The following is a 24,478-nucleotide window of genomic DNA, read 5'->3' on the forward strand; positions in this document are numbered from 1 at the left end:
CCGCGCCCACACCGCGCCCACACCGCGCCCACACCGCGCCCACACCGCGCCCACACCGCGCCCACACCGCGCCCACACCGCGCCCACACCGCGCCCACACCGCGCCCGCGCCGCGCCCACACCGCGCCCGCGCCTGCCCATGTCGCGTCCGCGCCTGCCCATGTCGCGTCGGGTGGCTGTTCGCCTTTGTGGCCCGTGAGTCCCGCTCGTCCTGCTGCCGTCGGTGGAGGGAGTCGTTCGTGGAGGGTTTGGGGTGTCTGTCGGGGTGTGCCTGCCGTACCAGATCGTCGGCTGGGCCGCCTGCGGCGTATCCGCGCAGGACAAGGAGTAACCTCGTCACCCGTGACCCGTTCCACCGTGACGACCCCGCCGCCCGGCGCGGACAAGCCTGAGGCGCACCTCCACGCGCCCCCGCCCGGCTCCAAGCTCGGCTCCCACTACAGCCGCTGCTTCGGCTGCGGTGACGACCACCCCACCGGCCTGCACCTCGACGCGAGGACACCCGACGGCGTGACGGTCGAGGCGGAGTTCACCGTGGGCGAGGCGCACCAGGGCGCCCCGGGTCTGGCGCACGGCGGCGTGCTGGCAGCGGCCATGGACGAGGTCATCGGCATGTCCATCTGGCTGTTCCGCAAGCCCTATGTCACCGGCAGGCTCGAGACCGACTACCTGATGCCCGTCCCTGTGGGCACGACACTCCACCTGCGCGCCTGGTGCAACGGGATCTCGGGCAGGAAGGCGTACCTTGAGGCTGAGGGGCGTCTCGGCGCCCCCGACGGCCCGGTCGCCGTCCGCGCGGCGGCGCTCTTCATCGAGGTGAGGATGGAGCACTTCGCCACGCACGGCGACGCCCAGGCCATCGCAGCAGAGCACCACGACTACGAGGTGAACCCGTGAGCTGGAGCGAACCCGACGCAGTGAGCGGAGTGGAAGGCGTCGCGAAGCAGCCTTCCGCGCGGCGAATGAGGAGTGGTGAGTGACTGATGGGCACTGAAGTGCTGCTCCAGCGGCTCGACGCCGAGCTGCCGCCCCCGTCGTACGCCCACCCGGGCGACGCGGGAGCGGACCTGCACACGGCTGAGGACGTCGAGCTGCTCCCCGGGGAGCGCAAGGTCGTCCGTACGGGTGTGGCCATCGCGCTGCCCGACGGGTTCGCCGCCTTCGTGCACCCGCGCTCCGGCCTGGCCGCCAAGCACGGTGTCACCGTCGTCAACGCGCCGGGCACGATCGACGCGGGCTACCGGGGCGAGATCATGGTGATCCTGCTCAACACCGACGCCAAGGACGCCGTACGGCTGAGCCGCGGCGACCGGATCGCCCAGCTGGTCGTCCAGCGGGTGGAGAAGGTCGCGTTCTGCGAGGTAGAGCAGCTTCCCGGTTCGGCACGCGGCACCGGCGGGCATGGATCCACCGGCCGATGAAAAACGTCAAGGAGTGTGAGTAACGTGTTCCGACGTCGCCGTCGCGAACAGTCTGAGGCCGCGGAGAGCGTGGCACCGGCCGAGATGCGCGAGAGCGGTCCATGGGATTCGGCGGAGCCGCATCCCGAGAGCGACCGGATCGACCTGGGCGGCCTGCGCCTGCCCTCGGCCGACGACCTCGACATCCGCCTGGCCATGGTCGGCGACCAGCCGGTCGGCGCGATCGTCCTGCACGAGGAGAGCGCGCTGCAACTGCACGCCTTCGCGGCGCCCAAGACCTCGGGCCTGTGGGACGAGGCGCGCACGAAGATCTCCGCCGCGGTCAAGGAGGCGGGCGGCTCGCTGGAGCAGCAGGACGGCCCGTTCGGCCCCGAGCTGGCCGGGCAGGTCAACTCCGAGGGCAGCCTGGAGCGGGTGCGCTACATCGGCGTCGACGGCCCGCGCTGGTTCCTGCGCGCGGTCATCAGCGGCAGGGCGGCCATGGACGAGAAGGTCGCCGCCCGGCTGGAGGACGTCATCCGCGACGTGGTCGTGGTCCGCGGCGACGACCCGATGGCGCGCGAGGAGTCCATCCCGCTCAGGAAACCGTCCGACAATCCCGCTCAGACCGACGAGCAGGAGACGCTCAACCCCTTCAAACGGGGCCCCGAAATCAGCGAAACTCGCTGACGGCTGCATCGCATAAGCTGATTCATCATGACGAGTACGGCAGAGCCCCACAAACGCCGGGGATTGCGCGGATTCTTCAGCAGGCTGGCCACACCCCAGTCCGAGCTGGAGGCCGAAGAGCTGCTTGAAGACTCCAGCAGGAGCGGAGCCACGCCCATCGTGTCGTGCGGTGGCAGGCGCCGCTTCTGCGTGGCCGGTACGCTACGTACGGTGACCCTGCGTCCGCGCGGCGGCGCCCCGGCCCTGGAGGCCGAGCTCTACGACGGGTCGGACGTCATCGACCTCGTCTGGCTCGGCCGACGCAGGATCGCGGGCATCGAGCCGGGTCGCAACGTCAAGGCCGAAGGTCTGGTCAGCATCCAGGACGGCCGCAAGGTCATGTTCAACCCGCGCTACGAGCTGCGCCCCGGCGCCTGACAGGGAGTGACCCAGGTGAGTGCTGAGGCGGAGGAGACCGTGACCCACGACACCGTGGAGGCGGCGGTGCGGGCACAGCTGGCCAAGGCGCTGGGCGGGGGGCGCGGCATCGTCGAGGCCGCTGTTCCGACGATCGCGTTCACGCTGGCGTGGATCTCCTCCGAGCAGCTGAAGCTCTCGCTGATCATCAGCATCTCGCTGGCGGTGCTGCTGCTGGTGGTGCGGCTGGTCCAGCGGTCCACGCCGCAGTTCGTCATCAACAGCCTCATCGGCATCGCCATCGGGGCGTTCTTCGCCAGCCGTACAGGGGATGCCAAGGCGTACTTCCTGCCGGGGATCCTGTGGAACGCCGGTTACTCGGTGGCGATGTTGTTCTCCATCGTGGTCAGGTGGCCGGTGGTGGGGTTCATGATCGGCTCGGTGACGGGGGATCCCACGGCCTGGCACAAGGACCCGGGCGTGGTGCGGTTGTGCACGAAGCTGACGTGGTTGCTTCTGCTGCCGTGCGTGGTGCGGGTGGCGGTGCAGTTGCCGGTGTACCTGTTCTTCGGTGGGGACGCGGCTGTGGCGGCGCTGGGGTTCGCGAAGATCGCGATGGGGTGGCCGTTGCAGCTCGCGGCGATCGCGGCGATGCTCTGGCTGCTCGGCCGCGGCCGCACCCCGATCGCTCCCACGACCGCCTGACCACTCCTCGGACGGCCCGCTGTCTCCTGGCGACGTGACCCGCCGCCGTGGGTTGCGCTTCTTCAGGGGCAGGGCGGTGGTGGGCCGTCGTTGCGGGTTGCGCTCCTTTTTGGGGAGTACGGCAAGCCGGGAGATGGCCACCCGCCGACGTGGCTTGGCGGCCGTCCATCATGGCACTCCAGCGGCGACGCCTCCCGCCGTGTTGACGACCCAGTTGGGTAACGATCTTCTGGGGGGTGGGGAAATACCGGTAGTGTTCCCGCTGTGGAGGGCAGGCTCGTCGGGGGACGGTATCGGCTGGCCGGTGAGCTGGGCCGGGGCGGCATGGGCGCTGTCTGGCGGGCGCACGACGAGCTCCTCGACCGGCCCGTCGCGCTGAAGGAAGTCCTCCTCCCGCAGTGGGTCACCCCCGAGGACCGCGAGCAGACCTTCGCCCGGGTGCTCCGCGAGGCCAGGGCCGCCGCGCGGCTGCGCCATCCGTCCGTCGTCACCGTCTACGACGTCGTCACCGAGGACGGACATCCCTGGATCGCCATGGAGCTGCTCCCCGCCGTGTCGCTGGAGGAGCGGATCAGGAGCTCGGGACCGCTGCCCGAGCGGGAGGCGGCTCGGATCGGGCTACAGGTGCTCGACGCGCTGCGGGTCGCGCACGCGGCCGGGATCATGCACCGCGACATCAAACCGGCCAACGTGATGCTGCTCGACGACGGCGGGGTCGTGCTGACGGACTTCGGGATCGCGCAGATCGAGGGCGACAGCCAGCTGACCGCGTCGGGGATGCTGGTGGGATCGCCGGGGTTCATGGCGCCGGAACGCATCCAGGGCGTCAAGGCGGGCGCCGCGGCCGATCTGTGGTCGTTGGGGGCGACGCTGTACTCGGCCGTGGAGGGGCGGCAGCCGTTCCACCGCTCGACCCCGATGGCGGTGCTCGCCGCCGTGCTGACCCAGCCACAGGAGCCGATGACCAAGGCCGACCTGCTCCGGCCGGTCATCGAGGGGCTCCTGGAAAAGGACGCTGCCGTACGGATGACCCACGCGGACGCGGCAACCGCCCTCAAGAGCGTGCACGCCGTACCCCAGGACGCCACGCACAACGGCGGGGCCGCAGAGGACGCTCCTGAAGCGGGCGGTCCCAAGGAGGGCGGTCTCACAGAGGGCGGTTCTGAAGGGGGCGGGACGCGGGCCTTGCCTGTTCCGCAGCCGGTCCAGCGGGGTGCGGTGGTCGTGCTCGGGCTCAGCGGCGCGCTGGCGGTCGCGCTGGCGGGGTGGGAGGCGGTCAGCATGAGGGCGTTCCCGACCCCTCTGTTCGACATCTCCCGCCAATACGTCGTCGCCCCCACCGCCTTCCAGGCCCTCCTGGTGGTCCTCCTCGGCTCCGTGCTCGCCGTCACCTTCATGCTCGGCTCGATCCTCGACCCGGTCTTCGAGCGTTTCGAGTGGGTCTACGCGTTCTCGTCCGTCGTGGCGCTGGCGGCCGCGGCAGCCGTGTGGCCGTTGCGGATCGAGGTCCCCGGCCTGTGGCGGATCGCTTACGGCGCGCTGTGCGTATGGCTGCTGATGGTCGCGCTCAGCACCTGGCAACGTTCCAGGCCCGCGGCGATCCTGCTGGCGGTGTCCGGCCTGCTCCTGGCCGACACCGCGCTGTCCGGCGGCCAGCCGGGTCTCAGGGGCGTCGCCTGGGTCCTCTACGCCTGCTGGGCAGGCCTGGCCATCGCCCGGATCACCCTGCGAAGTGGCAGGCAGGCCGAATAGCGCGCAATCATGGGACGATGACTGATCTCCCCGAACGGTTGGTCGGCGGCCGGTACGCTCTGGCCGCCGAGCTCGGCCGTGGCGGGATGGGGACGGTCTGGAGCGCCCGTGACCTCGTCCTGGAACGTGCCGTGGCGCTCAAGGAGGTCGCGCTCCCCACCTGGGTCGACGGTGAGGAGCGCGAGCGCGCCTACCAGCGCGTGCTCCGGGAGGCCAGGGCGGCGGCGCGGCTCCACCACCCCTCGGTGATCACCATCCACGACGTCGTGATGGACGACGGCCGCCCCTGGATCGTCATGGAGCTGCTGGCCGCGGTGTCGCTGGACGAGCGGCTCAAGCGGGCCGGGTCGCTGCCCGAGGGGGAGGTCGCCGGGATCGGGCTGAAGGTGCTCGACGCGCTGCGCACCGCGCACGAGGCGGGCATCACGCACAGGGACGTCAAACCGGGCAACGTGTTGCTGCTGGAGGACGGCGGGGTGGTGCTGAGCGACTTCGGCATCGCGCACGTGGACAACTCCGCCTCGATCACCAGCACCGGGATGCTCATGGGGTCGCCCGCGTTCATGGCGCCCGAGCGGCTCGAAGGACGGCGCGCCACCGCGGGGTCTGATCTGTGGTCGCTCGGTGCGACGCTGTACACGGCGGTGGAGGGGGCCTCGCCGTACCAGGGGCCGACGCCGGTGGCGGTGATGGGCGCCATCCTGATGGCCGAGCCGCGCCCGACGCGACGCGCCGACCTGCTGCGTGAGGTGATCGCGGGGTTGATGGCCAAGGACCCGGCCGAGCGGCTGGGGCACGAGGAGGCCAGGGACGCGCTGGAGTGGGCCGCCGCGGCCGGGAGCGCCGACGACAGCGGGCGCAGCCGTACGGGCTCGGCCGCTTTGGCAGCTCTTGTACGGCGGGCAGAACCGCCCGCGGAGGAAAGGCCCAAGGAAGGATCCGAGGGAAGGCCACAGGACCGGCCTGAGGCAAGGCGTGCTCCAAGGCCTCTAGTGGCCCTAGCGGTCCTGGTCTGCCTGGCCGTCGCCGCCTATGCGGTTCCTCCTGGCATGGGCAAGGCTGTCGTGCACGGGTTGTTGCTGGTCTGGGCTGTGGCGGTGGCGGCGCGCACCTGGCCGGGCTCCAAACCCGCGTCAGCAGCCGCCACCGGGGCGGGAGCGGGATTCGCCGTCGTCAGCGCCTCCTGGGCGGACGCGGGCGTCGCCGTACGCATGGAGGGGTTTCTGACGCAGGTGAGCGCGGCCGCATGGGTGCTGACCGCGCTCTGGGCCCTGTGGGCGACGACGCGAAGGTGATCAGTGTGGTGCGAGGAGCTGTGCCAGCTCGTCCTCGACCTCCTGGCTGGCCACGAACAGCAGCTCGTCCCCGGCCTCCAGCGGATCGTCGGCGGTCGGCACCAGGACCCGTCCCTCGCGCAGGATCGCCACCAGCGCCGAGTCGCTCGGCCACGGCACGGACCCGGCGCGCTGCCCGACCACGGGCGCGTCCTCCGGCAGCGTGAGCTCCACCAGGTTCGCCTGCCCCTGACGGAACGTCATCAGCCGCACCAGGTCGCCGACCGAGACGGCCTCCTCGACCAGCGCGCTGAGCAGGCGCGGCGTGGACACGGCCACGTCGACGCCCCACGACTCGTTGAACAGCCACTCGTTCGACGGGTGGTTGATGCGCGCCACCACGCGCGGCACGCCGTACTCGGTCTTGGCCAGCAACGACACCACGAGGTTGACCTTGTCGTCGCCGGAGGCGGCGACCACGACGTGGCAGTTGTTCAGGCCCGCCTCGTCCAGCGAGGAGATCTCGCACGCGTCGGCGAGCAGCCACTCGGCGCGCGGCACCGTGTCGATCTTGATGGCCTTGGGGTCGATGTCGATGAGCAGGACCTCGTGGCCGTTCTCCAGGAGCTCCGCCGCGATGGACCGGCCGACGGCCCCCGCGCCTGCGATGGCGATCCGCATCAGTGGCTCTCCTCGGGTGCGGCGGTGAACACCTTGTTGACGCGGTCCATGTCGTTCTCCGCGGCGATTACGTGCAGGATGTCGCCCTCCTGCACCACGGTGTCGTTCTTGGTGACCAGGGCCTCGCCCATGCGGTTGACGTAGGCGACGCGCACGCCGGCCGCCTCCTCCAGGTCGGTGACCTTCGTGCCGACCCAGGCCGGGTTGGTCGCGACCTCGGCCAGCACCACGGTGCCCGTCGGGTCGCGCCACAGCGGCTCGGCCCCCTCGGGCAGGATGCGCCGCAGGATCTGGTCGGCCGTCCACCGTACGGTGGCCACGGTCGGGATGCCCAGGCGCTGGTAGACCTCGGCGCGCCGGGAGTCGTAGATGCGGGCCACGACGTTGTCGACGCCGAACGTCTCGCGCGCGACCCTGGCCGAGATGATGTTGGAGTTGTCGCCGCTGCTGACCGCTACATAGGCGCCGGCCGTCTCGATGCCGGCTTCCTGCAATACGTCGCGGTCGAAACCCACGCCGGTCACGCGGCGCCCGCGGAAGCCCGCGCGCAGCCTGCGGAAAGCCTGTGGGTCGCGATCGATGATCGCCACGGAATGGCCGTTGTCCTCGAGAATGTGCGCCAGGGTCGATCCCACGCGCCCACATCCCATGATCACGATATGCATATGCTCCCCACCGGTTGCTCTTCACCAGTATGGCCCGCATAGGGAGTGCCGCGTCGGCGGGGCCGCGGATCAGGACTAGCATCTCCAGACGTGCCGAAGATGACGGATCTCTTCAAACGGGTCCTGGTTGGCCGAGCCCTCCGCAGCGGTCAGCTGCATGAGCAGCTCCTGCCCAAGCGGATCGCCCTGCCCGTCTTCGCGAGTGACGCGCTGTCATCGGTCGCGTACGCCCCGCAGGAGATTCTGGTCATCCTGTCGATCGCGGGCGTGTCGTTCTACCACTACAGCCCGTGGATCGCCTGCGCGGTCGTGCTCGTGATGCTCACCGTCGTGGCCTCCTACCGGCAGAACGTCCACGCCTACCCGAGCGGCGGCGGCGACTACGAGGTCGCCACCGTCAACCTCGGCAAGAACGCGGGCCTCACGGTGGCGAGCGCGCTCATGGTCGACTACGTGCTCACCGTCGCGGTGTCGGTGGCCAACGGCGTCGACTACGTGGGGGCGACGATCCCCTTCGTGGCGCAGCACAAGCCCGCCGTGGCGATCGCCATCGTGGTGCTGCTGACGGTGGTGAACCTGCGCGGCATCCGCGAGTCAGGCGTGGCCTTCGCCGTACCCACCTATGCCTTCATGATCTCGGTGCTCGGGCTGGTCGCGTGGGGCGGGCTCAGGCTGGTCATGGGCGACGACCTCGTCGCGCCCACGGCCGATCTCGACATCGTCCCCGAGCAGAGCAACCTGACCTCCTTCGCGGCGGCCTTCCTGATCCTGCGCGCGTTCTCCTCGGGCTGTGCGGCGCTGACCGGTGTCGAGGCGATCAGCAACGGCGTGCCCGCGTTCAAGAAGCCGAAGAGCAAGAACGCCGCCACCACGCTGCTCATGATGGGCCTGGTCGCGGTCACGATGTTCGGCGGCATCATCGCGCTGGGCCTGGTGTCCGGGGTAAAGGTCGCCGAGCCGGAGCACGTGGCCGAGGGGCTGCTCAGGAACGGCGTTCCCGTCGGAGACGCCTACTACCAGCAGCCGATCATCTCCCAGGTCGCCGACGCGGTGTTCGGCAACGGGTCGCTGCCGTTCATCTGGATCTCCGCGGTCACCGCGCTCATCCTGTTCCTGGCCGCCAACACCGCCTTCAACGGCTTCCCCGTGCTCGGCTCGATCCTGGCCCAGGACCGCTACCTGCCGCGCCAGCTCCACACCCGCGGCGACCGCCTGGCCTTCTCCAACGGCATCATCATCCTGGCCGCCGGGGCGTGCCTGCTGCTGTGGGGGTTCCAGGCCGACGTCAGCCGCCTGCTGAACCTCTACATCGTCGGCGTCTTCGTCTCCTTCACCCTCAGCCAGACCGGCATGGTCATCCACTGGACCCGCCACCTGAAGACCGAGACCGACCCCAAGGTGCGCTTCCAGATGATGCGCTCGCGGGTCATCAACTTCTTCGGCGGCGTGATGACCGCCGTCGTGCTCGTGGTCGTGCTGCTCACCAAGTTCATGGTCGGCGCGTGGATCGTCTGCATCGCGATGCCGATCCTGTTCCTCATGATGAAGGGCATCAGGAAGCACTACGACAACGTGGCGGCCGAGCTGGAGGTCACCGAGGAGCTCGACGAGACGATGCTCCCGGCGCGCAACCACGCCATCGTGCTCGTCTCCAAGATCCACAAGCCCACGCTGCGCGCCCTGGCCTACGCCCGCGCCACCCGCCCCTCCACGCTGGAGGCGATCACGGTCGGCGTCGAGGGCGAGGAGGCGCAGAAGCTGCAGGAGGAGTGGGAGCGCAGGGGCATCCCGGTGCCGCTCAAGATGCTCGACTCGCCCTACCGCGAGATCACCCAGCCGATCCTCGACTACGTCAAGAACCTGCGCAAACGCTCGCCGCGCGACGTCGTGACGGTCTTCATCCCCGAGTACGTGGTCGGCCACTGGTGGGAGCACCTGCTGCACAACCAGAGCGCGCTGCGGCTCAAGGCGCGCCTGCTGTTCAAGCCGGGCGTCATGGTCACCAGCGTGCCGTGGCAGCTCCACTCCTCCGACCGGCTCAAGGGCCGGCGCGAGCCGTTCGCGCCGGGCTCGGTCCGACGCCCCACGGGTGACGCGTAGGGTGGTCGATGTGGAACTGACCGTAGGGCCTGTGGCGAACGGCGGCTGGTGCGTGGCCCGCCACGAGGGACGAGTCGTCTTCGTACGGCACGCGTTGCCGGGCGAGCGCGTCCGCGTGGAGATCACCGAGGAGACCACGCGCTTCCTGCGCGCCGACGCCGTGGAGATCATCACCCCGTCGCCGGACCGCGTGGTGCCGCCCTGCCCCTACGCCGGGCCTGGCATGTGCGGCGGCTGCGACTGGCAGCACGCCTCCCTGGAGGCGCAGCGCGCGCTCAAGGCCGAGGTCGTGGCCGAGCAGCTCTCGCGCCTCGCCGGGATCCTGCGCGAGGTCGTGGTCGAGGAGGTGCCCGGCGCCAAGGACGGGCTCGGCTGGCGCACCCGCGTCCAGTTCGCCGCCACGCCCTCCGGTGAGCTGGGCTTCCGCCGCCACCGCTCGCACGACATCCAGCCCGTCGACGCCTGCCTGATCGCCCACCCCGAGGTGGAGGCGGTCGGTGCCGAGGCGCAGTCGTGGCGCGGGGCCGCTGCCGTGGAGGTCATCGCGTCCTCCGGTGGCGACCACGCCGTCGTCGTCTCGCCCAGGCCTCGCCGTACGGTGACCGTCCCGGACCTCGACGAACCCGCCTCGATCCTGGTCAACCAGGGCAAGGGCCGCACCGAGGCCCGTTACGGGTCGGGGATGCTGCACGAGCGTGTCGGCGACCGCGAGTTCCAGGTGGCGGGCAGCGGCTTCTGGCAGGTGCACCCGGGTGCGGCGGAGACGTTGCTCGACGCGGTGCTGGCCTACGCGGCGCCGGAGCCGGGGGAGTGGGCGCTCGACCTCTACTGCGGGGTGGGGCTGTTCGCCGCCGGGCTCGCCGAGGGCGTGGGGCCCTCAGGCGCGGTGTTCGGCGTGGAGACCGAGGGGCCCGCCGTACGCGACGCGCAGCGCAACCTGCGCGACCTGCCGCAGGCGCGGGTGGAGCGCGGGCGGGTGGAGGACGCGCTGGACCGCTTCCAGATCGAGCGCGCCGACCTCGTCGTGGTCGACCCGCCGCGCTCCGGCCTGGGCCGCGAGGTGGTGGAGCGGGTCAGCGGGCTGGAGGCTACGCGGATCGTCTACGTGTCGTGCGACCCTGCCACTCTGGCCAGGGACCTGGCGTGGTTCGCCGAGCACGGCTACGGTCTGTCCGACCTGCGGGCCTTCGACTGCTTCCCGCAGACGCACCACGTGGAGTGCGTCGCCCTCCTTATGCCGGTGTAGCACCCGTGATCCTACAAACGGATCATGACGATGACAGCGATCGTGACGGCCGCGGCGCTCCTGCTGAGCCCTGCGTGGACCGGCAGAACGCCAGCTACGGCGGTGCGGCGGGTGGCGTCATTTCCACCGCGGACGACCTCAGCGCCTTCTACCGCTCCATCGGTCAGCCGGGGGAGTTGTGCGGGGGGTACCGGGCCTACGCGGGACAAGCACCTGGTTTCCTGGCCATCACGTTCGTCTCGCCGGACGGCAGCCGCCAGTTCGTCGTCTCGGCCACGTTGAGCGTCAAGGACCCCAGGCCGATCGACGACGCGATAAGGAAGGCAGCCGAGTCCGTGCTCTGCCCCACGGACTGAAGAACCCCCCTCGTCAGAGGTCTTTTGGTTAGGTGTTCTAGGCGAGGGCGGGATTTTGGTGCGCTCGGCCGAAGCGTCAGGGCGGTGGCTCGCCCACGATGGGCGCATGGCTGATCTCACCGACCTGCAGAAGCTGATCGACACCGAGGCGCAGGCGCTCGGCGTCCCCGGGGCCGCCGTAGGCGTCCTCAACGACGGCCGCCGACACGTCCTCACGACCGGCGTGACCAGCGTGGACGCCCCCGCGCCCGTCACCGGGGACACGCTGTTCCAGATCGGCTCCACCACCAAGACGGTGACGGCCACCCTGATCATGCACCTGGTCGAGCAGGGCGAGATCCGGCTGGACGGCCGGGTGCGCGACTACCTGCGCGGCTTCCGGCTGTCCGACGAGGCGGCCGCCGACGCGGTGACCGTCGAGCACCTGCTCACCCACACCGGCGGCTTCCTCGGCGACATCGACGACGGCGAGACCTGGGACACCGGCGCGCTGGGCGCCTCCATCCAGGGGTACGGCACGCTGCCGCAGCTCTTCCCGCCCGGCGCGGTGGCCTCCTACAGCAACGCCGGGTTCCGGCTGCTCGGCAGGATCGCCGAGGTCGTGACCGGCCTGCCGTACGAGGAAGCGGCCAGGAAGCACGTGCTGGAACCGATCGGGATGGCCGACAGCTTCTACTTCCCCTGGGAGGCGGCGACCAGGCCGCACGCGGTCGGGCACGTCGTCCGCGAGGACGGCGCGCACGTGTCGCACACCTGGGGCCTGTTCCGCGAGGGCATGGCCGAGGGCGGCCTGCTGTCGTCGGTCGCCGACCAGCTCCGCTACGCCGCCTTCCACCTTTCCGGCGAGTCCGAGGGTACGGCTCCGCTGGGCGCGGACACGCGGGCGCTGATGCAGCGCGACCGGGTCGCCGTCGGGGTGCCGTGGCGGGCGATCGGGCTGCCGTGGCTGATCGAGGAGCGGGCCGGGGTGCGGCTGGTGACCCACGGCGGCAACGTCGGCAACCTGCAGCTCTCGTCGTTCGTGATGGCGCCCGAGCACGGCTTCGCGGTCACCGCGCTGACGAACGCGGCCCCCGGGCGGCGGCTGCTCGACCTGGTGACCGCCTGGTGCCTGGAGCACCTGCTCGGCGCCGTGTCCTCCACCCAGGCCCCTGTGCTGAGCGGGGAGACGGTCGCCGAGGAGTACGCGGGCACCTACGACGCCGGGCAGTGGCTCGTCCACGTCACGCTGGACGGCTCCGAGCTGGTGGCGACGCCGGAGCTGCGGCCCGACCTGGTGCTGGCCGGAGTGGAGGGGCTGCCGGTGATGCGGCTGTCCTTCTCGGGAGACTTCCTGGTGCCCACCGCCGATCCCTCCCGGCCGGTCGGCCGGTTCCTGCGCGACGAGAAGGGCCGGATCGCCTTCCTGCACCTGGGCGGGCGTGCGGCGGTACTAACTCCACGTTGACAGGCAGAACGGGTGGCCCGCCGGGTCGGCGAAGACGAGGCAGTGGTCGTCGTTGGGCTGGAAGGCGTATTTCGTCGCCCCGGCGGCCAGCACCCGCGCCTCGGTCGCCGCCAGGTCGTCGACCAGGAAGTCGAGGTGCATGTGGGCCGTCCCCGGCCAGGTGGGCGGCGTGTGGCCGGGCACGGTCTGGAAGTCGATGCGCCCGCCGGGCCCCTCGACCGTCGCCCAGTGCTCGCCGTCGACGGTGACCGTACCGGCCGTGATGTCCGCGTAGAAGGCGGCCAGCGCGCTCGCGTCCGGGCAGTTGATCGCGACCGAGGTCAGCCTGATGGCGTCAGACAAGGAACGCCTCCAGCTTGTCCAGGCTGTCGCGCGCGCCCTTCTCGCGCTCGGCGTTGGTGTCGAGGCCGTCGAGGAAGGCGCCCTGCTCGGTCAGCACGAGCCTGGTCCCCTCGGCGGCCGGGGTGAGCTCGACCGTCATGAGCGACACCGAGATGCGCCGCCCGCCGATACCCACGTCGTAGGAGACGACGATGCGGTGCCCATCCACGATGTCCTGATAAATCGCGTCATAGGTGAACTTCGCGCCGCCCGGGAGGGTGCCGTCGAGGTGCTCGCGGCCGCCGATGCGGAAGTCGAGCGTGTACGCGCCGGTGACGGTGAGGAACTCGTCGTCGGCCCCGAACCAGACGGCCTTGGCGGGCTCGGCGGCCCAGGCGGCGAACACCTTCTCCGGCGGCTGGGCGAAGGTGCGCTCGATGGTGAACGAGCCGTGCGCTACAGAACGATCGGTCATGTCGTTTCCTCCTCTTCCTCGGACAGGGCAGCGCCGAGCCGGTCGAGGCGGCGCTCCCAGGTGTGGCGCCTGGCGGCGATCCAGTCCTGGACGACGTCGAGCCTGCCGGGTTCGAGGCGGCAGGTGCGCACCCGCCCGGCCTTCTCCGTCGCGACGACGCCGCTGTCCGTCAGGACCTGGAGGTGCTGGAGGACGGCGGGCAGGGACATCGCCAGGGGCGCGGCCAACTCGGTGACGCTGGCCGGGCCCTGGCCGAGCCGCTCGACCATCCGCCTGCGCGTGGGGTCGGCGAGCGCGTGCAGCAGGAGGTCGACGTCCTCGAGTTGGTTAGGCATGCGCTTAACTATCCGGGTTTGGAGGCTAAAAGTAAAGTGTTCGCTTAAGTGTTCGCGACGAGGTGCCGGGAGAACCAGTCGACCGCCAGCCGGTCGACGGCGGCGGCGTGCGGTGACTGCGGAGCGGGCTCCATGCCGGGCTCGTCGGCCAGCGCGTGCTCCATGCCCGCCACCGTCTCCACCCGCGCGCCGGGCACCCGCGCCGGGGGCTCGTGGAATCCGGCCGCGTCGTCCTCCTCGCCCACCACGTACAGCAGCGCCGTGTCGCCGAGGGAGCGGGCGGTGAAGTCGAGCCGCTCGGCCAGCCGGTCGGACTCCGGGCTCCAGGTGTAGGTCATCTCGTAGCGTTTGCTCAGCGCCGTGACGACCGCGCGGAGGTCCACGACCGGGCTGATGAGCACGGCAGCCGCCACCTGGAAGCCGCCCTCCGCCACCACGAACTGCGCCACCGCCGACCCCATCGAACCGCCCATCACGCCGAGCGGCCCGTCGCCCAGCCCGAGCCGCTCGCGCAACACCGGCCACGCGGCCGCGAACTCCTCGGCGGCGCCGAGCACGACCGGCCCGTGCAGGTTGAGCACCGCGTCCTCGCCGGCCAGCCGTACGAGCTCCGCGAACCCGCCCTCGGGCAGGCGCGAGCCGCTCATCGGCAGGCCCAGGTAGATGCGCCAGGCGTCGAGCCCGTCCAGCGGCACGGCGGCGGCGAAGGCCGTCTCGGTGCGTGGCGGGTCGAGCAGGTGCCAGGCGACGACGACGGGGGCGTCCTGGCGCGCGGTGATCGGAGGGAAGGCGATGTACGGCACGCCCGCTGCCGTTCCGGTGACTGCGCTCATGAACGCTCCTCGGTTGTCCGGTGTCCCACCCTGACCCTGTACCCCTCCACCTGCGGCGGCAAGGCACGCGTGGCCTCGACCGGCTACTGCCGGGGATCACACATCCCGGCGTTCCGTGACCACGGCGGCCGCCACCAGAAGCGCCACCACCCAACCGGCCAGCACCAGCGTGGCCTGCGTGGGGGAGAGCACCTCCGTGGTCGGCGCCGCGTCCGCCGGGTAGACCATCACGGACGCCGCCGACGTCGGCAGGTAGGCGATCACGTGATCGCGCACCCACGCGGGCACGAAAGCGGCCAGGATGGCGGGCACGAACAGCAGCGCGATCATGATGGTGATCGCCCCGGCGCTGGAGCGCAGCAGCGCACCCACCGCCAGCGCCAGCAGCCCGAGCAGCGCCACCATCAGCGCCCCGCGCGCCACCGCCCAGAACACGCCCGGCGCGCCGATCGTCGTCTGCAGGCCCTCCCCGGCCAGCAGCGCCTGCCCGACGAAGAACGACGCGAAGCTGCCGACCACACCCACGGCCAGCGACACCAGCCCGACCGACCCCGCCTTGGCGGCGATCAGCAGCGAGCGGTTGGGCACGGCGGCGATCGTGCTGCGGATCTGGCCCGTGCCGTACTCAGAAGTGATCATGAGCACCCCGAACACGACGACCGCGATCGAGCCGAACGTCAGCCCGGACGTCGAGAAGGACACGGCCTCCACCTGGGAGAGCATCATGGTCCGCTCCGTGGCGCTCGCCGCCCCCGCGGCGGCCACCACCAGGCCCACGAGCATCGCGCTCAGCCCGATGGTCACGACGACCGCGGTGATCACGGTCCAGTACGTCGAGCGGACCGACCTGGTCTTGGTCCACTCCGCCAGCAGAATCCCACCCATCACAGGCCCTTGCCTTCCGTGAGCTCCATGAACGCCGTCTCCAGCGAGGCGTGCTGGGGTGACAGCTCGTACAACGGCAGCCCGTGCTCGGCCGCCAGGTCCGCGATCCGCTCCATCTCCAGCCCGGTGACCCGAAGATCCTCCGCGCCCGTCTCCACCCGCGCCCCCGCCTGCGTGAGGAGCGCGGCGACCTTGTCCAGGTCCTTGGCGCGCACCCGGACATATCCCTGCGAGCTCGACTCGATCAGCTCCCGCGTCGGGCAGTCGGCCACCAGCTCGCCGCGCGCGATCACCACGACGTGGTCGGCGGTGCTCGCCATCTCGCTCATCAGGTGGCTGGACACCAGCACCGTCCTGCCCTCGGCGGCCAGGCCGCGCAGCATCGTGCGGATCCACTGGATGCCCTCGGGGTCGAGCCCGTTGACCGGCTCGTCGAACAGCAGCACCCGGGGATCGCCGAGCAGCGCGGCTGCGATGCCCAGCCGCTGGTTCATGCCGAGCGAGAACGTGAGCACCCGCCTGCCCGCCACCGGGGTCAGGCCGGTCATCTCGAGGACAGTGTCCACCCGCTGACGTGGGATCCCGTTGCTCTGGGCGAGAGCGAGCAGGTGGTGGTAGGCGGTGCGCCCGCTGTGCGCCGCTCGGGCGTCGAGGAGCGCGCCCACCTGCTTCAACGGCTTGGAGAGCTCGCGGTAGCGGCGGCCGCCGATGGTGGCGTGGCCGCTGGTGGGCCGGTCGAGGCCCATGATGAGGCGCATCGTGGTGGATTTGCCCGCGCCGTTGGGGCCGAGGAACCCGGTGACGACGCCGGGCCGCACCTGGAAGGTGAGCCCGTTGACCGCCCGCGTCCTACCGAAGGCCTTGGTGAGGCCGCTTACTTCGATCGTCGCATCCATGTGTCGAGCTTGGCTGGACGGCGAGCGCCGCTGTAGTCGCCGTAATCACCGAGCTGACATGACAGGAGTCATCACCGGCGGGCGAGGGTGACGATGGATCGGCTGGCCGGGGTGAGGGGGCCGTGCTGGAAGTCGCCGTACTGGGCCTGGATCGTGAACCCCGCCTCCTCCAGGAACGTGTTCAGCTCCGGCACGTCGAGGAAGCGCAGGCTCGTCCGGCCGACGTGCAGGACCGTGCCGTCCTGCTCCCCGGTCGTCTCGGTGAACGTCACCACGCCGTCCATGACCGACTCCACCTCGTGCCAGACCCTCAATGTGCGGCCACCGCTGACCACGTCGGAGGCGTTGGACGGGTTCCAGTCCTCCCAGGCGTGGGCCTGCGGGTGCCGGGTCTCGAAGGCGAACACCCCGCCGTCGCGCAACGCCGCGTGGATCGCGGTGAGCGAGGCGCGCAGGTCGTCGTCGGAGACGAAGCACTGGAAGGCGTTGCTGGCCATGGTCGCCAGGTCGAACTCGCCCTTCCACGCGAGGTCCGCCGCAGTCCCTTCGACCCACTCGATGTCCGCACGTGCGCGGGCCCGCCGCAACGACGGCACATCTGGATCCACCCCGACAAGCCGCCCGGCGTGCCCGGCGGAGCGGGCGTGATGCAACATCGAGCCCGTCCCGCACCCCACGTCAAGGACGGTTCCCGCGGCCATCACCAGGTCGGTGTAAAAGGCGTCGGAGCGGTATCGGGCAGGATCCCAAGGATTCTGGACGTCATACAGCTCTGCCATTTCATCGTCAGAAAACACCCCAGCAGTATGGGTGAAGCGTCACGCGAATCTCCACCGGGTTGCGATGCGGTCGCGCTCCGCCGCCGCCTGCCGTACCCCTGCCTGGTAGGACGGCGCCCAGGCCGCCGCGTCGTGCAGGTCGGCGCCGAAGGCCGCCAGCGAGCCCGCGTCCGGAGCCACGGCCACGACGCCCTCGGCGGGCGGCGCGCTCGGGAACAGGTGCGCCAGCGGCTCGACCAGCACCACGGACCGCGCGTCGGCGGCCAGGTCGGCGTTGGAACCTGCGCGGAACGCCCCGTCCATGTACCGGGACCCGTTGACCGTGATCGGCGGGAACACCCCGGGTACGGCGCAGCTGGACGCGACGGCGGCGAGCAGCGGCGCCCCTGAAGCGGCGTCCCACACCACAGGCTCTCCGGTCGCGGTGTCGATCGCCGGGATCAGCAGCGCGGTGGACGGCCACGCGCGCGCCGTCACCAGCCGGCCGATGCGCGAGAGGTGCCCCTCCTCCGGCCCCGCAGAGGTGGCCAGCGCGATCGCGCCCACCTGGCGCAACGCGTCCGGCGCCCCACCGGCCAGCACGGCGAAGACCTCCTCGATCCGCGAAGGCCCGGAAGAAGAAGACGACGGCCGCGCCGTCGAGAGCCGGGAAAGGTCCTCGCCACCGGCCAGCATCGCGCCGACGATCGCCCCGGCCGAGGTGCCCACGATCAGGTCGGCGGCCCCCAGATCGACCCCCGACGAACGCAACCCCTGCGCCAGCCCGGCCAGCCACGCCGTACCCACCACACCGCCCGGCCCCAGGACCAGGCCCCTGTCGTAAGAAGTCATGGCCTCATCGTGCAACCTCAAGGGCGCTTGAGGTCAAAGCCAGCCCATCCGCTGGGCCGTGCGGATCGCCTCCAGCCGGTTCTGCGCGTTGAGCTTCGTCATCGCGCTGGACAGGTAGTTGCGCACCGTCCCCTCCGTCAGGTGCAGCTCGCCCGCGATCCTGGTGATCGACGCCCCGTCGCTGGCCAGGCGCAACGCGTCCCGCTCCCGGTCGGTCAGCGGGCTGTCCCCGGCCGCCATCGCGGCCGCCGCCAGCTCCGCGTCCAGGTAGCGCCCGCCCGCCTGAACCTTGCGTATCGCCATCGCCAGCTCCTCGGCCGAGGCGTCCTTGCCGAGGAACCCGCTCACCCCCGCCGCCATGGCCCGCCGCAGGTAGCCGGGGCGTCCCAGGCTCGTCAGGATGACGATCTTGCATTGCGAGCTGATCAGCTCGGCCGCCGACAGGCCGTCCATGCCGGGCATCTCGATGTCCAGCACCGCGACGTCCGGCCGGTGCTCCGCCACCGCGGCCACCACCTCGTCGCCCCTGCCCACCTGGGCGACGACCTCGATGCCCTCCTCCAGGTTGAGCAGCGCGGCCAGCGCGCCCCTGATCAGGTGCTCGTCGTCGGCCAGCAACACGCGCGTCATGAGGGCACCGCCACGCGCAGCAGGAACCTGCCGCCGTCGGCCGTCAGCGAACCGCCAGCGACCGTCACCCGCGTGGCCAGCCCGTCGTCGACCTGGCTCCCCGCCCCGTCGTTGGACATCTCCAGGACCCCATTCCTGATCGTGATCGTGCAGTGTTGCGCCTTGCTGTGCATGAGGATGTTCGTCGCGCCAGCGCGGACCAGGGAGGCGAGCTGCGTGCGCGTCTCTGGCGGCAGCTCCGAGGTGTCCGCGTCGACCGCGCACCGCACGTCCGCCGCCTCGAGTACGGCACGCACGCTGGCCAGCACCTCGTCCAGGTCGAGCGCGCGGTAGCCCTGCACCGCCGTACGCACCTGACGCAGCGAGCTCCTGGCCAGGTCGCGCACCTCGAACATCTCCCGCGCCGCCAGCGCCGGGTCGGTGGCGAGCAGGTCCTCGGCCTCGCCTGAACGGGTGGTGATGTCGGCCAGCCCCCTGCCGACCAGGTCGTTGAGGTCGCGGGCGAACCGCAGCCGCTCCTCGGCGACGGCCAGGAGCGCCGTGGCCTCCTGCCCCTCGTGCGCCTCCGCCGCGATGCGCCACAGCCACAGGTTGGCCAGCACGCCGCCGACCATGACCGTGGTCAGGAACGTCATGCTGAGGGCGACCACGGCCAGCGCCTCGACCCCGCCGAGGGCGGACCCGGCCGACAGGAGCACCACCAGCACGGCCGAGAGGATCACGATGGTGCGCCTGCGCACGAAGGGCGCCAGCATCGCCAGCCACACCGGGACCGCGAAGAACACGAACGACCCCAGCAGGAGCAACGTGATCACGCCGGAGGCGATCAGCAGCTTGGTGGGCCTGGGCCCGCCGCGCACGGCGATGCGGAACGGCCTGGTCGACAGCGCGTACAGAACGACCAGCAGCACGCCCTGGGCGTAGAGCACCGGCAGCGGCATGACCTGCTGCTCCGCCATGGCCACCAGGACGACGAAACCGAAGCCGACCGTCAGGAAGATGACGTCGGTCGTGTACACCATCAGCCAGCGGACCTTGTCCAGCCTCGTGGCCTTCCTCATCCGGACACCGCCGCTCGCAGCACGAACTCACCGGCGTCCGTCGGCGCCGCCGACAGCGAACCGCCAGCCGCGGCCAGCCGTTCCGAGAGGCCGCGCAGCCCGGTGCCGGAGTCGTCGGCTGACGGCCAGGCGGGCAGGCCGTCGTTGCGCATCTCCAGCACGCCCTCGCGTAACGTGATCACGCACCGCTTCGCCGTACTGTGCTTGAGGACGTTGGTCGCCCCCTCGCGGACCACCCACGCCAGCAGCGCGCGGGCAGCGGGCGACAGGTCGGCGGCGCTCGCCTCGACCACGCACGTCGCCCCCGCCGCCTCCAGCGCCGCGCGCACCCCGGCCAGCTCGGCGTCGAGGTCGAGCTGCCGGTACCCCTGCACGGCCGCGTCGACCTCCAGGCGCGCGTCCGCGGCCAGCGTCCGGACCTGCGCGATCTCCTCCGCCGCCCGCCCTGCGTCCCTTTCCGCGAGCTTGGCGGCCAGCTCGCTCTTCAGGGTGATCACCGAGAGGCTGTGGCCGAGCAGGTCGTGCAGGTCGCGGGCGAACCGCAGCCGCTCCTCCGACACCGCCAGCCTGGCCTTGGCGTCGCGGCTGTGGTGCGCCTCCTTGATCGTGCGCCAGAGCCAGAGCCAGAGCATCATCGACGCCGCGATGACGGCGTTGCTGACACCCTGGACGGCCAGGGTCACCTGCCACGGGAGGTCGGAGATCGCGCTGATGTAGACCGTGGAGGCGGCGGTGACGGCCACGAACCACAGGGCGGTGATCCGGGCCCGCACGCACAGGGCCAGTCCGGACAGCCAGATGCCCAGCGCCATCTCCCACGATCCGGCGGGGGAGTCCGGCACGATGAGGGCCGTCGCGAGGACGGCGAGCAGGCCGGAGACCACGAGGTACACGACAGGACGCGGCCGGTCCTCGAAGGCGGTGCGCAGGATCAGCAGGAACAGCCCGCACACGCCCATCAGCGAGACCCAGACGACGAGCGCGACGGGGATCGTGATCTGGTCCTCACGCGCGGCGGTGACCACCGCGACGGTGAAGAAGAAGGCGACGAACGCGATCACGCCGTCCATCCAGTGGACGAGGATCTTGCGCGCCGTCTCCGGACGGGTCGCCACTCGTCCTCCCCTCACCCACCGCAAACCAGGCTAAAGCCTACCGCTAGCTGCGGGTGCGCCAGAGAATCTCCGAAGCCTCGCGGGCCGGGGAGGCGCCGCGCAGCGACAGCCAGGCCAGCTCGTGGCGGGCGGCGAAGGTGGTGAGCTTGCGCGCGTCGATCTGGCTCAGGTCGTCCGGGCTGACGAGCACCGACGTCAGCGCGATGCGCGACCACGCGTCCGCCGTGCCGAGCGCCTCGGCGAGCTGGCGCTCTGTGGTCCGTACGGCTGTCGCGAGCCTGCGCATCCTGGCCAGGCCGGCCGCCTGCGGCTCGATGGCGGCCAGCAGGTTGACCGTGCCGATCTCGGCGCCCGCCTCGCGGGTCAGGCGCAGCAGGTCCCGGTCGGCGCGGGCCAGGCCGGTGCCGTCGATGGGCAGGGTGAAGCTCACCGCGAGTGGGCTCTCGCGCTGCAGCGTGCGGATGGCCGCCGCGCGGCGCAGGGTGGTGGCGGTGTCGGCGCTGTCGCGGATCTCGAAGTCGACGTAGGTGGCGTGGAACGCGGCGATCGCCCTGCGGTAGGCGGCGGCGAGCGCGTCGGGGGAGGTGCACGCGGCGGACAGCTCGCGGCCGGCCGTACCTCCGAAGGCGAGACCGGCGTCGGCGCCCTCGGCGCGCAGCCTGCCGACCTTGTTGGCCACCGGATTGCTGGCCGGGTCGAGCTGGCCGCCCCACCGGGGCGAGCAGCCGTCGCGACCGGCCACGAGGTGGCCGAGGGTGAACCAGCGCAAGCCGGTACGGCGGGCCGTCGCGGGCAGGTTGAGCCCCGGCTCCCTGGCCGTGTCGACGAACGCCATGAACGCCGAGGGCCGTTCAGGGACGACCGGCGAGGGCGTCGGCGTCACGACGGCGGCGGTGACAGCCGTCGGCCTGGCGGGCGGCGGTGACAGCTCGGCCTGCGCGGGCAGTAACCAGACCGCCACCCCGGTGCCGCCGGTCAGTGCCATCGCCGCCAGCAGGATGAGGAAGCGCGGCGGATTGCCAGGCTCGCGCTTGTGCCTCTCTTGCGACATGTGCCACCCCCCGTGGTTAGTCGCTTACGGGTAGTGAAGATTAGCAAGTGTTCGCACCGCGACGAGGGCATTCTCCGGAACGCGTCGATAATGGTGTTCATGAAGTTGCGGATCTTCACCGAACCCCAGCAGGGCGCCACCTACGACGACCTGCTCGCCGTCGCCCAGGCCACGGAGCGGCTGGGTTTTGACGCTTTCTTCCGGTCCGACCACTACCAGCGGATCGGACCGGGCGACCCGGGCCCCGGGTCGACCGACGCGTGGATCACGCTGGCCGGTCTGGCCAGGGAGACCTCCACGATCAGGCTCGGCACGCTGGTGTCGCCGGCGACGTTCCGGCTGCCAGGGCCGCTGGCCATCAGCGTCGCGACCGTCGACCGGATGAGCGGCGGCCGGGTCGAGCTGGGCTTCGGCACCGGCTGGTTCGACACCGAGCACAAGTCGTACGGCGTCCCGTTCCCGCCGCTCGGCGAGCGTTTCATCCGCTTCGAGGAGCAGCTGGAGATCATCAAGGGGTTGTGGGCGGCCGAGAAGGAGTTCTCCTTCGACGGAGCCTACTACCGCGTGGTCGACTCGCCCGCGCTGCCGAAGCCCGTGCAGACGCCGCCGCCGATCATCATCGGCGGCTTCGGCGCCAAGCGCACCCCGCGCCTGGCTGCGCGGTACGCCGACGAGTACAACCTGCCCTTCCACACCGTGGCGGACACGGCGCTCGCCTTCGACCGGGTGCGCCAGGCCGCAGAGGAGGAGGGCCGCACGCTGATCCTGTCCGCTGCCCAGACCGTGGCGGTCGGCAAGGACGAGGCCGAGGTCGTACGGCGGGCCGAGGCGATCGGCCAGACCGCGGAAGGCCTGCGCGCCGGCGGCCTGGCCGGGACGCCGCAGGAGGTGCTCGACAAGCTGGGCGAGTTCGCCGCTCTGGGCGCCGAGCGGATCTATCTGCAGGTGATGGATCTGTCGGACCTGGAGCACCTCGAGCTGATCGCGGCGGAGATCCTGCCCAATATCGGTTAGCGCCTTGCAATCGGGCTACGGCAGACTTGGGTGGTGCTCCTGACGATCTCGACCACCGCCCAGCCCGCCACTGACCTCGGCTTTCTCCTGCACAAGCATCCAGACCGCGTGCAGGAGTTCAGCCAGTCGTTCGGCACGGCCAGGGTCTTCTACCCCGAGGCCGGGCAGGAGCGCTGCACGGTGGCGCTCCTGCTCGACGTCGATCCGATCGCGCTGGTCAGGTCGAGGGGCAAGAGCTCGCCGGACTTCAGCCTGTCGCAGTACGTCAACGACCGCCCCTACGCCGCCTCGTCGCTGCTGGCCGGGGCGCTCGGCGACGTGTTCCGCACGGCCAAGGCCGGGCGCTGCAACACCAAGCCTTCACTTGCCGCGACGCCGATCCCGCTGGAGATCAGGCTGCCCGCGCTGCCCTGCCGGGGCGGCCCCGACCTGGCGCACCGGCTGTTCGAGCCGCTGGGCTGGCAGGTGGAGGCGGAAGCCGTACCCCTGGACGAGGGTTTCCCCGAGTGGGGCGAGTCCCGATATGTACGGCTGACGCTGACCGGCACGCTGCGGCTGGCCGACGCGCTCAACCACCTGTACGTGCTGCTGCCCGTCCTCGACGACGGCAAGCACTACTGGATCGCCTCCGACGAGGTCGACAAGCTGATCCGCGCCGGTGAGGGCTGGCTGCAGCCGCACCCCGAGCGCGGGCTGATCACCCGCCGCTACCTGGGCCACCGCAGGGCGCTGGAGCGTTCGGCGTTCGCCAGGCTCGCCGAGCTGGGCGACGACGCCGAGGAGGCGCTGGAGCCCGCGGTCGCCGAGGAGTCGACGCCGGAGGAGACGGCGGCGGAGGAAGCGGCGGTCGCCGACGCCGAGGAGGTGCCCGAGCGGCCCAAGCCGCTGAACACGTTGCGCCGCGAGGCCGTGCTCGCCACGCTCGACGAGCTGGGCGTCTCCAGCGTGATCGACCTGGGCTGCGGCTCGGGCGAGCTGGTCGGCGCGCTGCTGGGGCGGCCCAGGTTCAGCAGGGTCGCCGGGACGGACGTGTCGGCGCTCGCGCTGATGATCGCCGCGCGCAAGCTGAAGCTGGACCGGATGCCCGACGCCAAGCGGGCCAGGCTCACGCTCTTCCAGGGCGCGCTCACCTACACCGACAAGCGGCTGGCCGGGTACGAGGCGGCCGTGCTCATGGAGGTCGTCGAGCACGTCGACCCGCCTCGGCTGGCGGCGCTGGAGCGGGTGGTGTTCGGCGGCGCCAGGCCCGAGCACGTGATCGTCACCACGCCCAACATCGAGTACAACGTGCGCTACGAGTTCCTGACCGGGCTCAGGCACCGCGACCACCGCTTCGAGTGGACCCGCGCGGAGTTCCGGTCCTGGGCTACCCGCGTCGCCCAGGAAAACGGATACAGCGTGATTTTCAAGCCTGTTGGCGATGATGACCCCGAGCTGGGCTCGCCGACCCAGATGGGGATTTTCTCGAGCGGAGCGAGAGAAACAATCAACACAGCCTCTTTGGGTCCGACGAAGGAGGACCCTCGTGATTAAGGTTCCA

27 protein-coding genes are annotated in these 24,478 nt (G+C 71.0%); 13 read left to right on the forward strand and 14 right to left on the reverse strand.

All coding sequences use genetic code 11. From position 1 onward, the window contains the following. The first annotated feature begins 342 nt into the window (after positions 1-342). The 7 genes from ACIBG8_RS31730 to ACIBG8_RS31760 all read left to right on the forward strand — a co-directional run bounded on the left by ACIBG8_RS31730 (position 343) and on the right by ACIBG8_RS31760 (position 6,238). Positions 343-897, forward strand: coding sequence for a PaaI family thioesterase (locus ACIBG8_RS31730; protein ID WP_397346703.1), 555 nt, complete (start codon positions 343-345; stop codon positions 895-897). A gap of 86 nt (positions 898-983) precedes the next feature. Continuing rightward, the gene (dut, locus tag ACIBG8_RS31735; protein WP_397346706.1) at positions 984-1,421 is read left to right on the forward strand and encodes a dUTP diphosphatase; all 438 of its coding nucleotides are present in this window, start codon (positions 984-986) and stop codon (positions 1,419-1,421) included. 24 nt (positions 1,422-1,445) lie between these two features. Further along, positions 1,446-2,090, forward strand: coding sequence for a DUF3710 domain-containing protein (locus ACIBG8_RS31740; RefSeq protein WP_397346707.1), 645 nt, complete (start codon positions 1,446-1,448; stop codon positions 2,088-2,090). 27 nt (positions 2,091-2,117) lie between these two features. Further along, on the forward strand, positions 2,118-2,507 hold the full coding sequence (locus tag ACIBG8_RS31745; protein ID WP_397346708.1) for an OB-fold nucleic acid binding domain-containing protein: 390 nt from the start codon (positions 2,118-2,120) through the stop codon (positions 2,505-2,507). A gap of 15 nt (positions 2,508-2,522) precedes the next feature. Continuing rightward, positions 2,523-3,191 (forward strand): DUF3159 domain-containing protein, encoded by a 669-nt coding sequence (locus ACIBG8_RS31750; RefSeq protein WP_397346709.1) that lies wholly within the window; start codon positions 2,523-2,525, stop codon positions 3,189-3,191. Positions 3,192-3,455: 264 nt separating this feature from the next. After that, on the forward strand, positions 3,456-4,943 hold the full coding sequence (locus ACIBG8_RS31755) for a serine/threonine-protein kinase (protein ID WP_397346710.1): 1,488 nt from the start codon (positions 3,456-3,458) through the stop codon (positions 4,941-4,943). A gap of 17 nt (positions 4,944-4,960) precedes the next feature. Then, positions 4,961-6,238: a serine/threonine-protein kinase gene (locus ACIBG8_RS31760; RefSeq protein ID WP_397346711.1), complete on the forward strand. Its 1,278-nt coding sequence runs from the start codon at positions 4,961-4,963 to the stop codon at positions 6,236-6,238. Here ACIBG8_RS31760 and ACIBG8_RS31765 read toward each other — a convergent pair whose 3' ends face one another. Both ACIBG8_RS31765 and ACIBG8_RS31770 read right to left on the reverse strand, forming a co-directional pair. Continuing rightward, the gene (locus ACIBG8_RS31765) at positions 6,239-6,898 is read right to left on the reverse strand and encodes a potassium channel family protein (protein WP_397346712.1); all 660 of its coding nucleotides are present in this window, start codon (positions 6,896-6,898) and stop codon (positions 6,239-6,241) included. Further along, the gene (locus ACIBG8_RS31770) at positions 6,898-7,563 is read right to left on the reverse strand and encodes a potassium channel family protein (RefSeq protein WP_397346713.1); all 666 of its coding nucleotides are present in this window, start codon (positions 7,561-7,563) and stop codon (positions 6,898-6,900) included. The genes ACIBG8_RS31765 and ACIBG8_RS31770 overlap by 1 nt, the downstream gene beginning before the upstream one ends. Before the next feature lie 90 nt (positions 7,564-7,653). Between ACIBG8_RS31770 and ACIBG8_RS31775 the strand changes: the two genes are divergently transcribed. From ACIBG8_RS31775 to ACIBG8_RS31790, 4 genes are all read left to right on the forward strand, one after another. Next, positions 7,654-9,663 carry an APC family permease gene (locus tag ACIBG8_RS31775; RefSeq protein WP_397346714.1) on the forward strand — a complete coding sequence of 670 codons (2,010 nt, stop codon included), beginning with the start codon at positions 7,654-7,656 and terminating at the stop codon, positions 9,661-9,663. Positions 9,664-9,679: 16 nt separating this feature from the next. Then, positions 9,680-10,909: a class I SAM-dependent RNA methyltransferase gene (locus ACIBG8_RS31780; protein ID WP_397347811.1), complete on the forward strand. Its 1,230-nt coding sequence runs from the start codon at positions 9,680-9,682 to the stop codon at positions 10,907-10,909. A 74-nt stretch (positions 10,910-10,983) separates the two neighbouring features. Next, positions 10,984-11,265, forward strand: a complete 282-nt coding sequence (locus tag ACIBG8_RS31785) for a hypothetical protein (RefSeq protein WP_397346715.1) — start codon at positions 10,984-10,986, stop codon at positions 11,263-11,265. Positions 11,266-11,371: 106 nt separating this feature from the next. Continuing rightward, complete coding sequence (locus ACIBG8_RS31790) at positions 11,372-12,712, forward strand: serine hydrolase domain-containing protein (RefSeq protein WP_397346716.1); 1,341 nt, start codon at positions 11,372-11,374, stop codon at positions 12,710-12,712. Here the strand turns inward: ACIBG8_RS31790 and ACIBG8_RS31795 are convergent. The 12 genes from ACIBG8_RS31795 to ACIBG8_RS31850 form a co-directional block, all read right to left on the reverse strand. Continuing rightward, positions 12,698-13,054 (reverse strand): VOC family protein, encoded by a 357-nt coding sequence (locus ACIBG8_RS31795; RefSeq protein ID WP_397346717.1) that lies wholly within the window; start codon positions 13,052-13,054, stop codon positions 12,698-12,700. The genes ACIBG8_RS31790 and ACIBG8_RS31795 overlap by 15 nt on opposite strands. Continuing rightward, entirely contained in the window at positions 13,047-13,508 is a 462-nt protein-coding gene (locus ACIBG8_RS31800) for an SRPBCC domain-containing protein (protein WP_397346718.1), read from the reverse strand. Before ACIBG8_RS31800 ends, ACIBG8_RS31795 begins: the two co-directional genes overlap by 8 nt. Then, entirely contained in the window at positions 13,505-13,843 is a 339-nt protein-coding gene (locus tag ACIBG8_RS31805; protein WP_397346719.1) for an ArsR/SmtB family transcription factor, read from the reverse strand. Before ACIBG8_RS31805 ends, ACIBG8_RS31800 begins: the two co-directional genes overlap by 4 nt. Before the next feature lie 44 nt (positions 13,844-13,887). Further along, complete coding sequence (locus ACIBG8_RS31810; protein WP_397346720.1) at positions 13,888-14,676, reverse strand: alpha/beta hydrolase family protein; 789 nt, start codon at positions 14,674-14,676, stop codon at positions 13,888-13,890. 96 nt (positions 14,677-14,772) lie between these two features. Next, positions 14,773-15,561 carry an ABC transporter permease gene (locus ACIBG8_RS31815; protein WP_397346721.1) on the reverse strand — a complete coding sequence of 263 codons (789 nt, stop codon included), beginning with the start codon at positions 15,559-15,561 and terminating at the stop codon, positions 14,773-14,775. Further along, positions 15,561-16,457, reverse strand: coding sequence for an ABC transporter ATP-binding protein (locus ACIBG8_RS31820; protein WP_397346723.1), 897 nt, complete (start codon positions 16,455-16,457; stop codon positions 15,561-15,563). Before ACIBG8_RS31820 ends, ACIBG8_RS31815 begins: the two co-directional genes overlap by 1 nt. A gap of 71 nt (positions 16,458-16,528) precedes the next feature. Next, a complete protein-coding gene (locus ACIBG8_RS31825; protein WP_397346725.1) occupies positions 16,529-17,236 on the reverse strand; it encodes a class I SAM-dependent methyltransferase in 708 nt (235 codons plus the stop codon). Between the two features lie 39 nt (positions 17,237-17,275). Next, on the reverse strand, positions 17,276-18,067 hold the full coding sequence (locus tag ACIBG8_RS31830; RefSeq protein ID WP_397346726.1) for a patatin-like phospholipase family protein: 792 nt from the start codon (positions 18,065-18,067) through the stop codon (positions 17,276-17,278). A gap of 33 nt (positions 18,068-18,100) precedes the next feature. Beyond that, complete coding sequence (locus tag ACIBG8_RS31835) at positions 18,101-18,697, reverse strand: response regulator (RefSeq protein WP_397346727.1); 597 nt, start codon at positions 18,695-18,697, stop codon at positions 18,101-18,103. Continuing rightward, positions 18,694-19,758: a sensor histidine kinase gene (locus ACIBG8_RS31840; protein WP_397346728.1), complete on the reverse strand. Its 1,065-nt coding sequence runs from the start codon at positions 19,756-19,758 to the stop codon at positions 18,694-18,696. Before ACIBG8_RS31840 ends, ACIBG8_RS31835 begins: the two co-directional genes overlap by 4 nt. Further along, a complete protein-coding gene (locus ACIBG8_RS31845; protein ID WP_397346729.1) occupies positions 19,755-20,873 on the reverse strand; it encodes a sensor histidine kinase in 1,119 nt (372 codons plus the stop codon). The genes ACIBG8_RS31840 and ACIBG8_RS31845 overlap by 4 nt, the downstream gene beginning before the upstream one ends. 43 nt (positions 20,874-20,916) lie before the next feature. Next, the gene (locus tag ACIBG8_RS31850; protein ID WP_397346730.1) at positions 20,917-21,924 is read right to left on the reverse strand and encodes a hypothetical protein; all 1,008 of its coding nucleotides are present in this window, start codon (positions 21,922-21,924) and stop codon (positions 20,917-20,919) included. A 99-nt stretch (positions 21,925-22,023) separates the two neighbouring features. On the opposite strand from ACIBG8_RS31850, the gene ACIBG8_RS31855 reads away from it, so the two are divergent. Next, the gene (locus ACIBG8_RS31855; protein WP_397346731.1) at positions 22,024-22,938 is read left to right on the forward strand and encodes an LLM class F420-dependent oxidoreductase; all 915 of its coding nucleotides are present in this window, start codon (positions 22,024-22,026) and stop codon (positions 22,936-22,938) included. A gap of 33 nt (positions 22,939-22,971) precedes the next feature. Beyond that, a complete protein-coding gene (locus ACIBG8_RS31860; protein ID WP_397346732.1) occupies positions 22,972-24,471 on the forward strand; it encodes a 3' terminal RNA ribose 2'-O-methyltransferase Hen1 in 1,500 nt (499 codons plus the stop codon). The last annotated feature ends 7 nt before the right edge of the window (positions 24,472-24,478 follow it).

This window comes from Nonomuraea sp. NPDC050556, from assembly GCF_044457355.1.
Taxonomy (GTDB): domain Bacteria; phylum Actinomycetota; class Actinomycetes; order Streptosporangiales; family Streptosporangiaceae; genus Nonomuraea.

Coding starts and splice junctions, on each gene's coding strand:
- ACIBG8_RS31840 (WP_397346728.1), bottom strand. CDS start 19,758: ATGAGGAAGGCCACGAGGCTGGACAAGGTCCGCTGGCTGATGGTGTAC.
- ACIBG8_RS31770 (WP_397346713.1), bottom strand. CDS start 7,563: ATGCATATCGTGATCATGGGATGTGGGCGCGTGGGATCGACCCTGGCG.
- ACIBG8_RS31820 (WP_397346723.1), bottom strand. CDS start 16,457: ATGGATGCGACGATCGAAGTAAGCGGCCTCACCAAGGCCTTCGGTAGG.
- ACIBG8_RS31830 (WP_397346726.1), bottom strand. CDS start 18,067: ATGACTTCTTACGACAGGGGCCTGGTCCTGGGGCCGGGCGGTGTGGTG.
- ACIBG8_RS31825 (WP_397346725.1), bottom strand. CDS start 17,236: ATGGCAGAGCTGTATGACGTCCAGAATCCTTGGGATCCTGCCCGATAC.
- ACIBG8_RS31810 (WP_397346720.1), bottom strand. CDS start 14,676: ATGAGCGCAGTCACCGGAACGGCAGCGGGCGTGCCGTACATCGCCTTC.
- ACIBG8_RS31805 (WP_397346719.1), bottom strand. CDS start 13,843: ATGCCTAACCAACTCGAGGACGTCGACCTCCTGCTGCACGCGCTCGCC.
- ACIBG8_RS31760 (WP_397346711.1), top strand. CDS start 4,961: ATGACTGATCTCCCCGAACGGTTGGTCGGCGGCCGGTACGCTCTGGCC.
- ACIBG8_RS31850 (WP_397346730.1), bottom strand. CDS start 21,924: ATGTCGCAAGAGAGGCACAAGCGCGAGCCTGGCAATCCGCCGCGCTTC.
- dut (WP_397346706.1), top strand. CDS start 984: ATGGGCACTGAAGTGCTGCTCCAGCGGCTCGACGCCGAGCTGCCGCCC.
- ACIBG8_RS31815 (WP_397346721.1), bottom strand. CDS start 15,561: ATGGGTGGGATTCTGCTGGCGGAGTGGACCAAGACCAGGTCGGTCCGC.
- ACIBG8_RS31835 (WP_397346727.1), bottom strand. CDS start 18,697: ATGACGCGCGTGTTGCTGGCCGACGACGAGCACCTGATCAGGGGCGCG.
- ACIBG8_RS31745 (WP_397346708.1), top strand. CDS start 2,118: ATGACGAGTACGGCAGAGCCCCACAAACGCCGGGGATTGCGCGGATTC.
- ACIBG8_RS31765 (WP_397346712.1), bottom strand. CDS start 6,898: ATGCGGATCGCCATCGCAGGCGCGGGGGCCGTCGGCCGGTCCATCGCG.
- ACIBG8_RS31855 (WP_397346731.1), top strand. CDS start 22,024: ATGAAGTTGCGGATCTTCACCGAACCCCAGCAGGGCGCCACCTACGAC.
- ACIBG8_RS31790 (WP_397346716.1), top strand. CDS start 11,372: ATGGCTGATCTCACCGACCTGCAGAAGCTGATCGACACCGAGGCGCAG.
- ACIBG8_RS31800 (WP_397346718.1), bottom strand. CDS start 13,508: ATGACCGATCGTTCTGTAGCGCACGGCTCGTTCACCATCGAGCGCACC.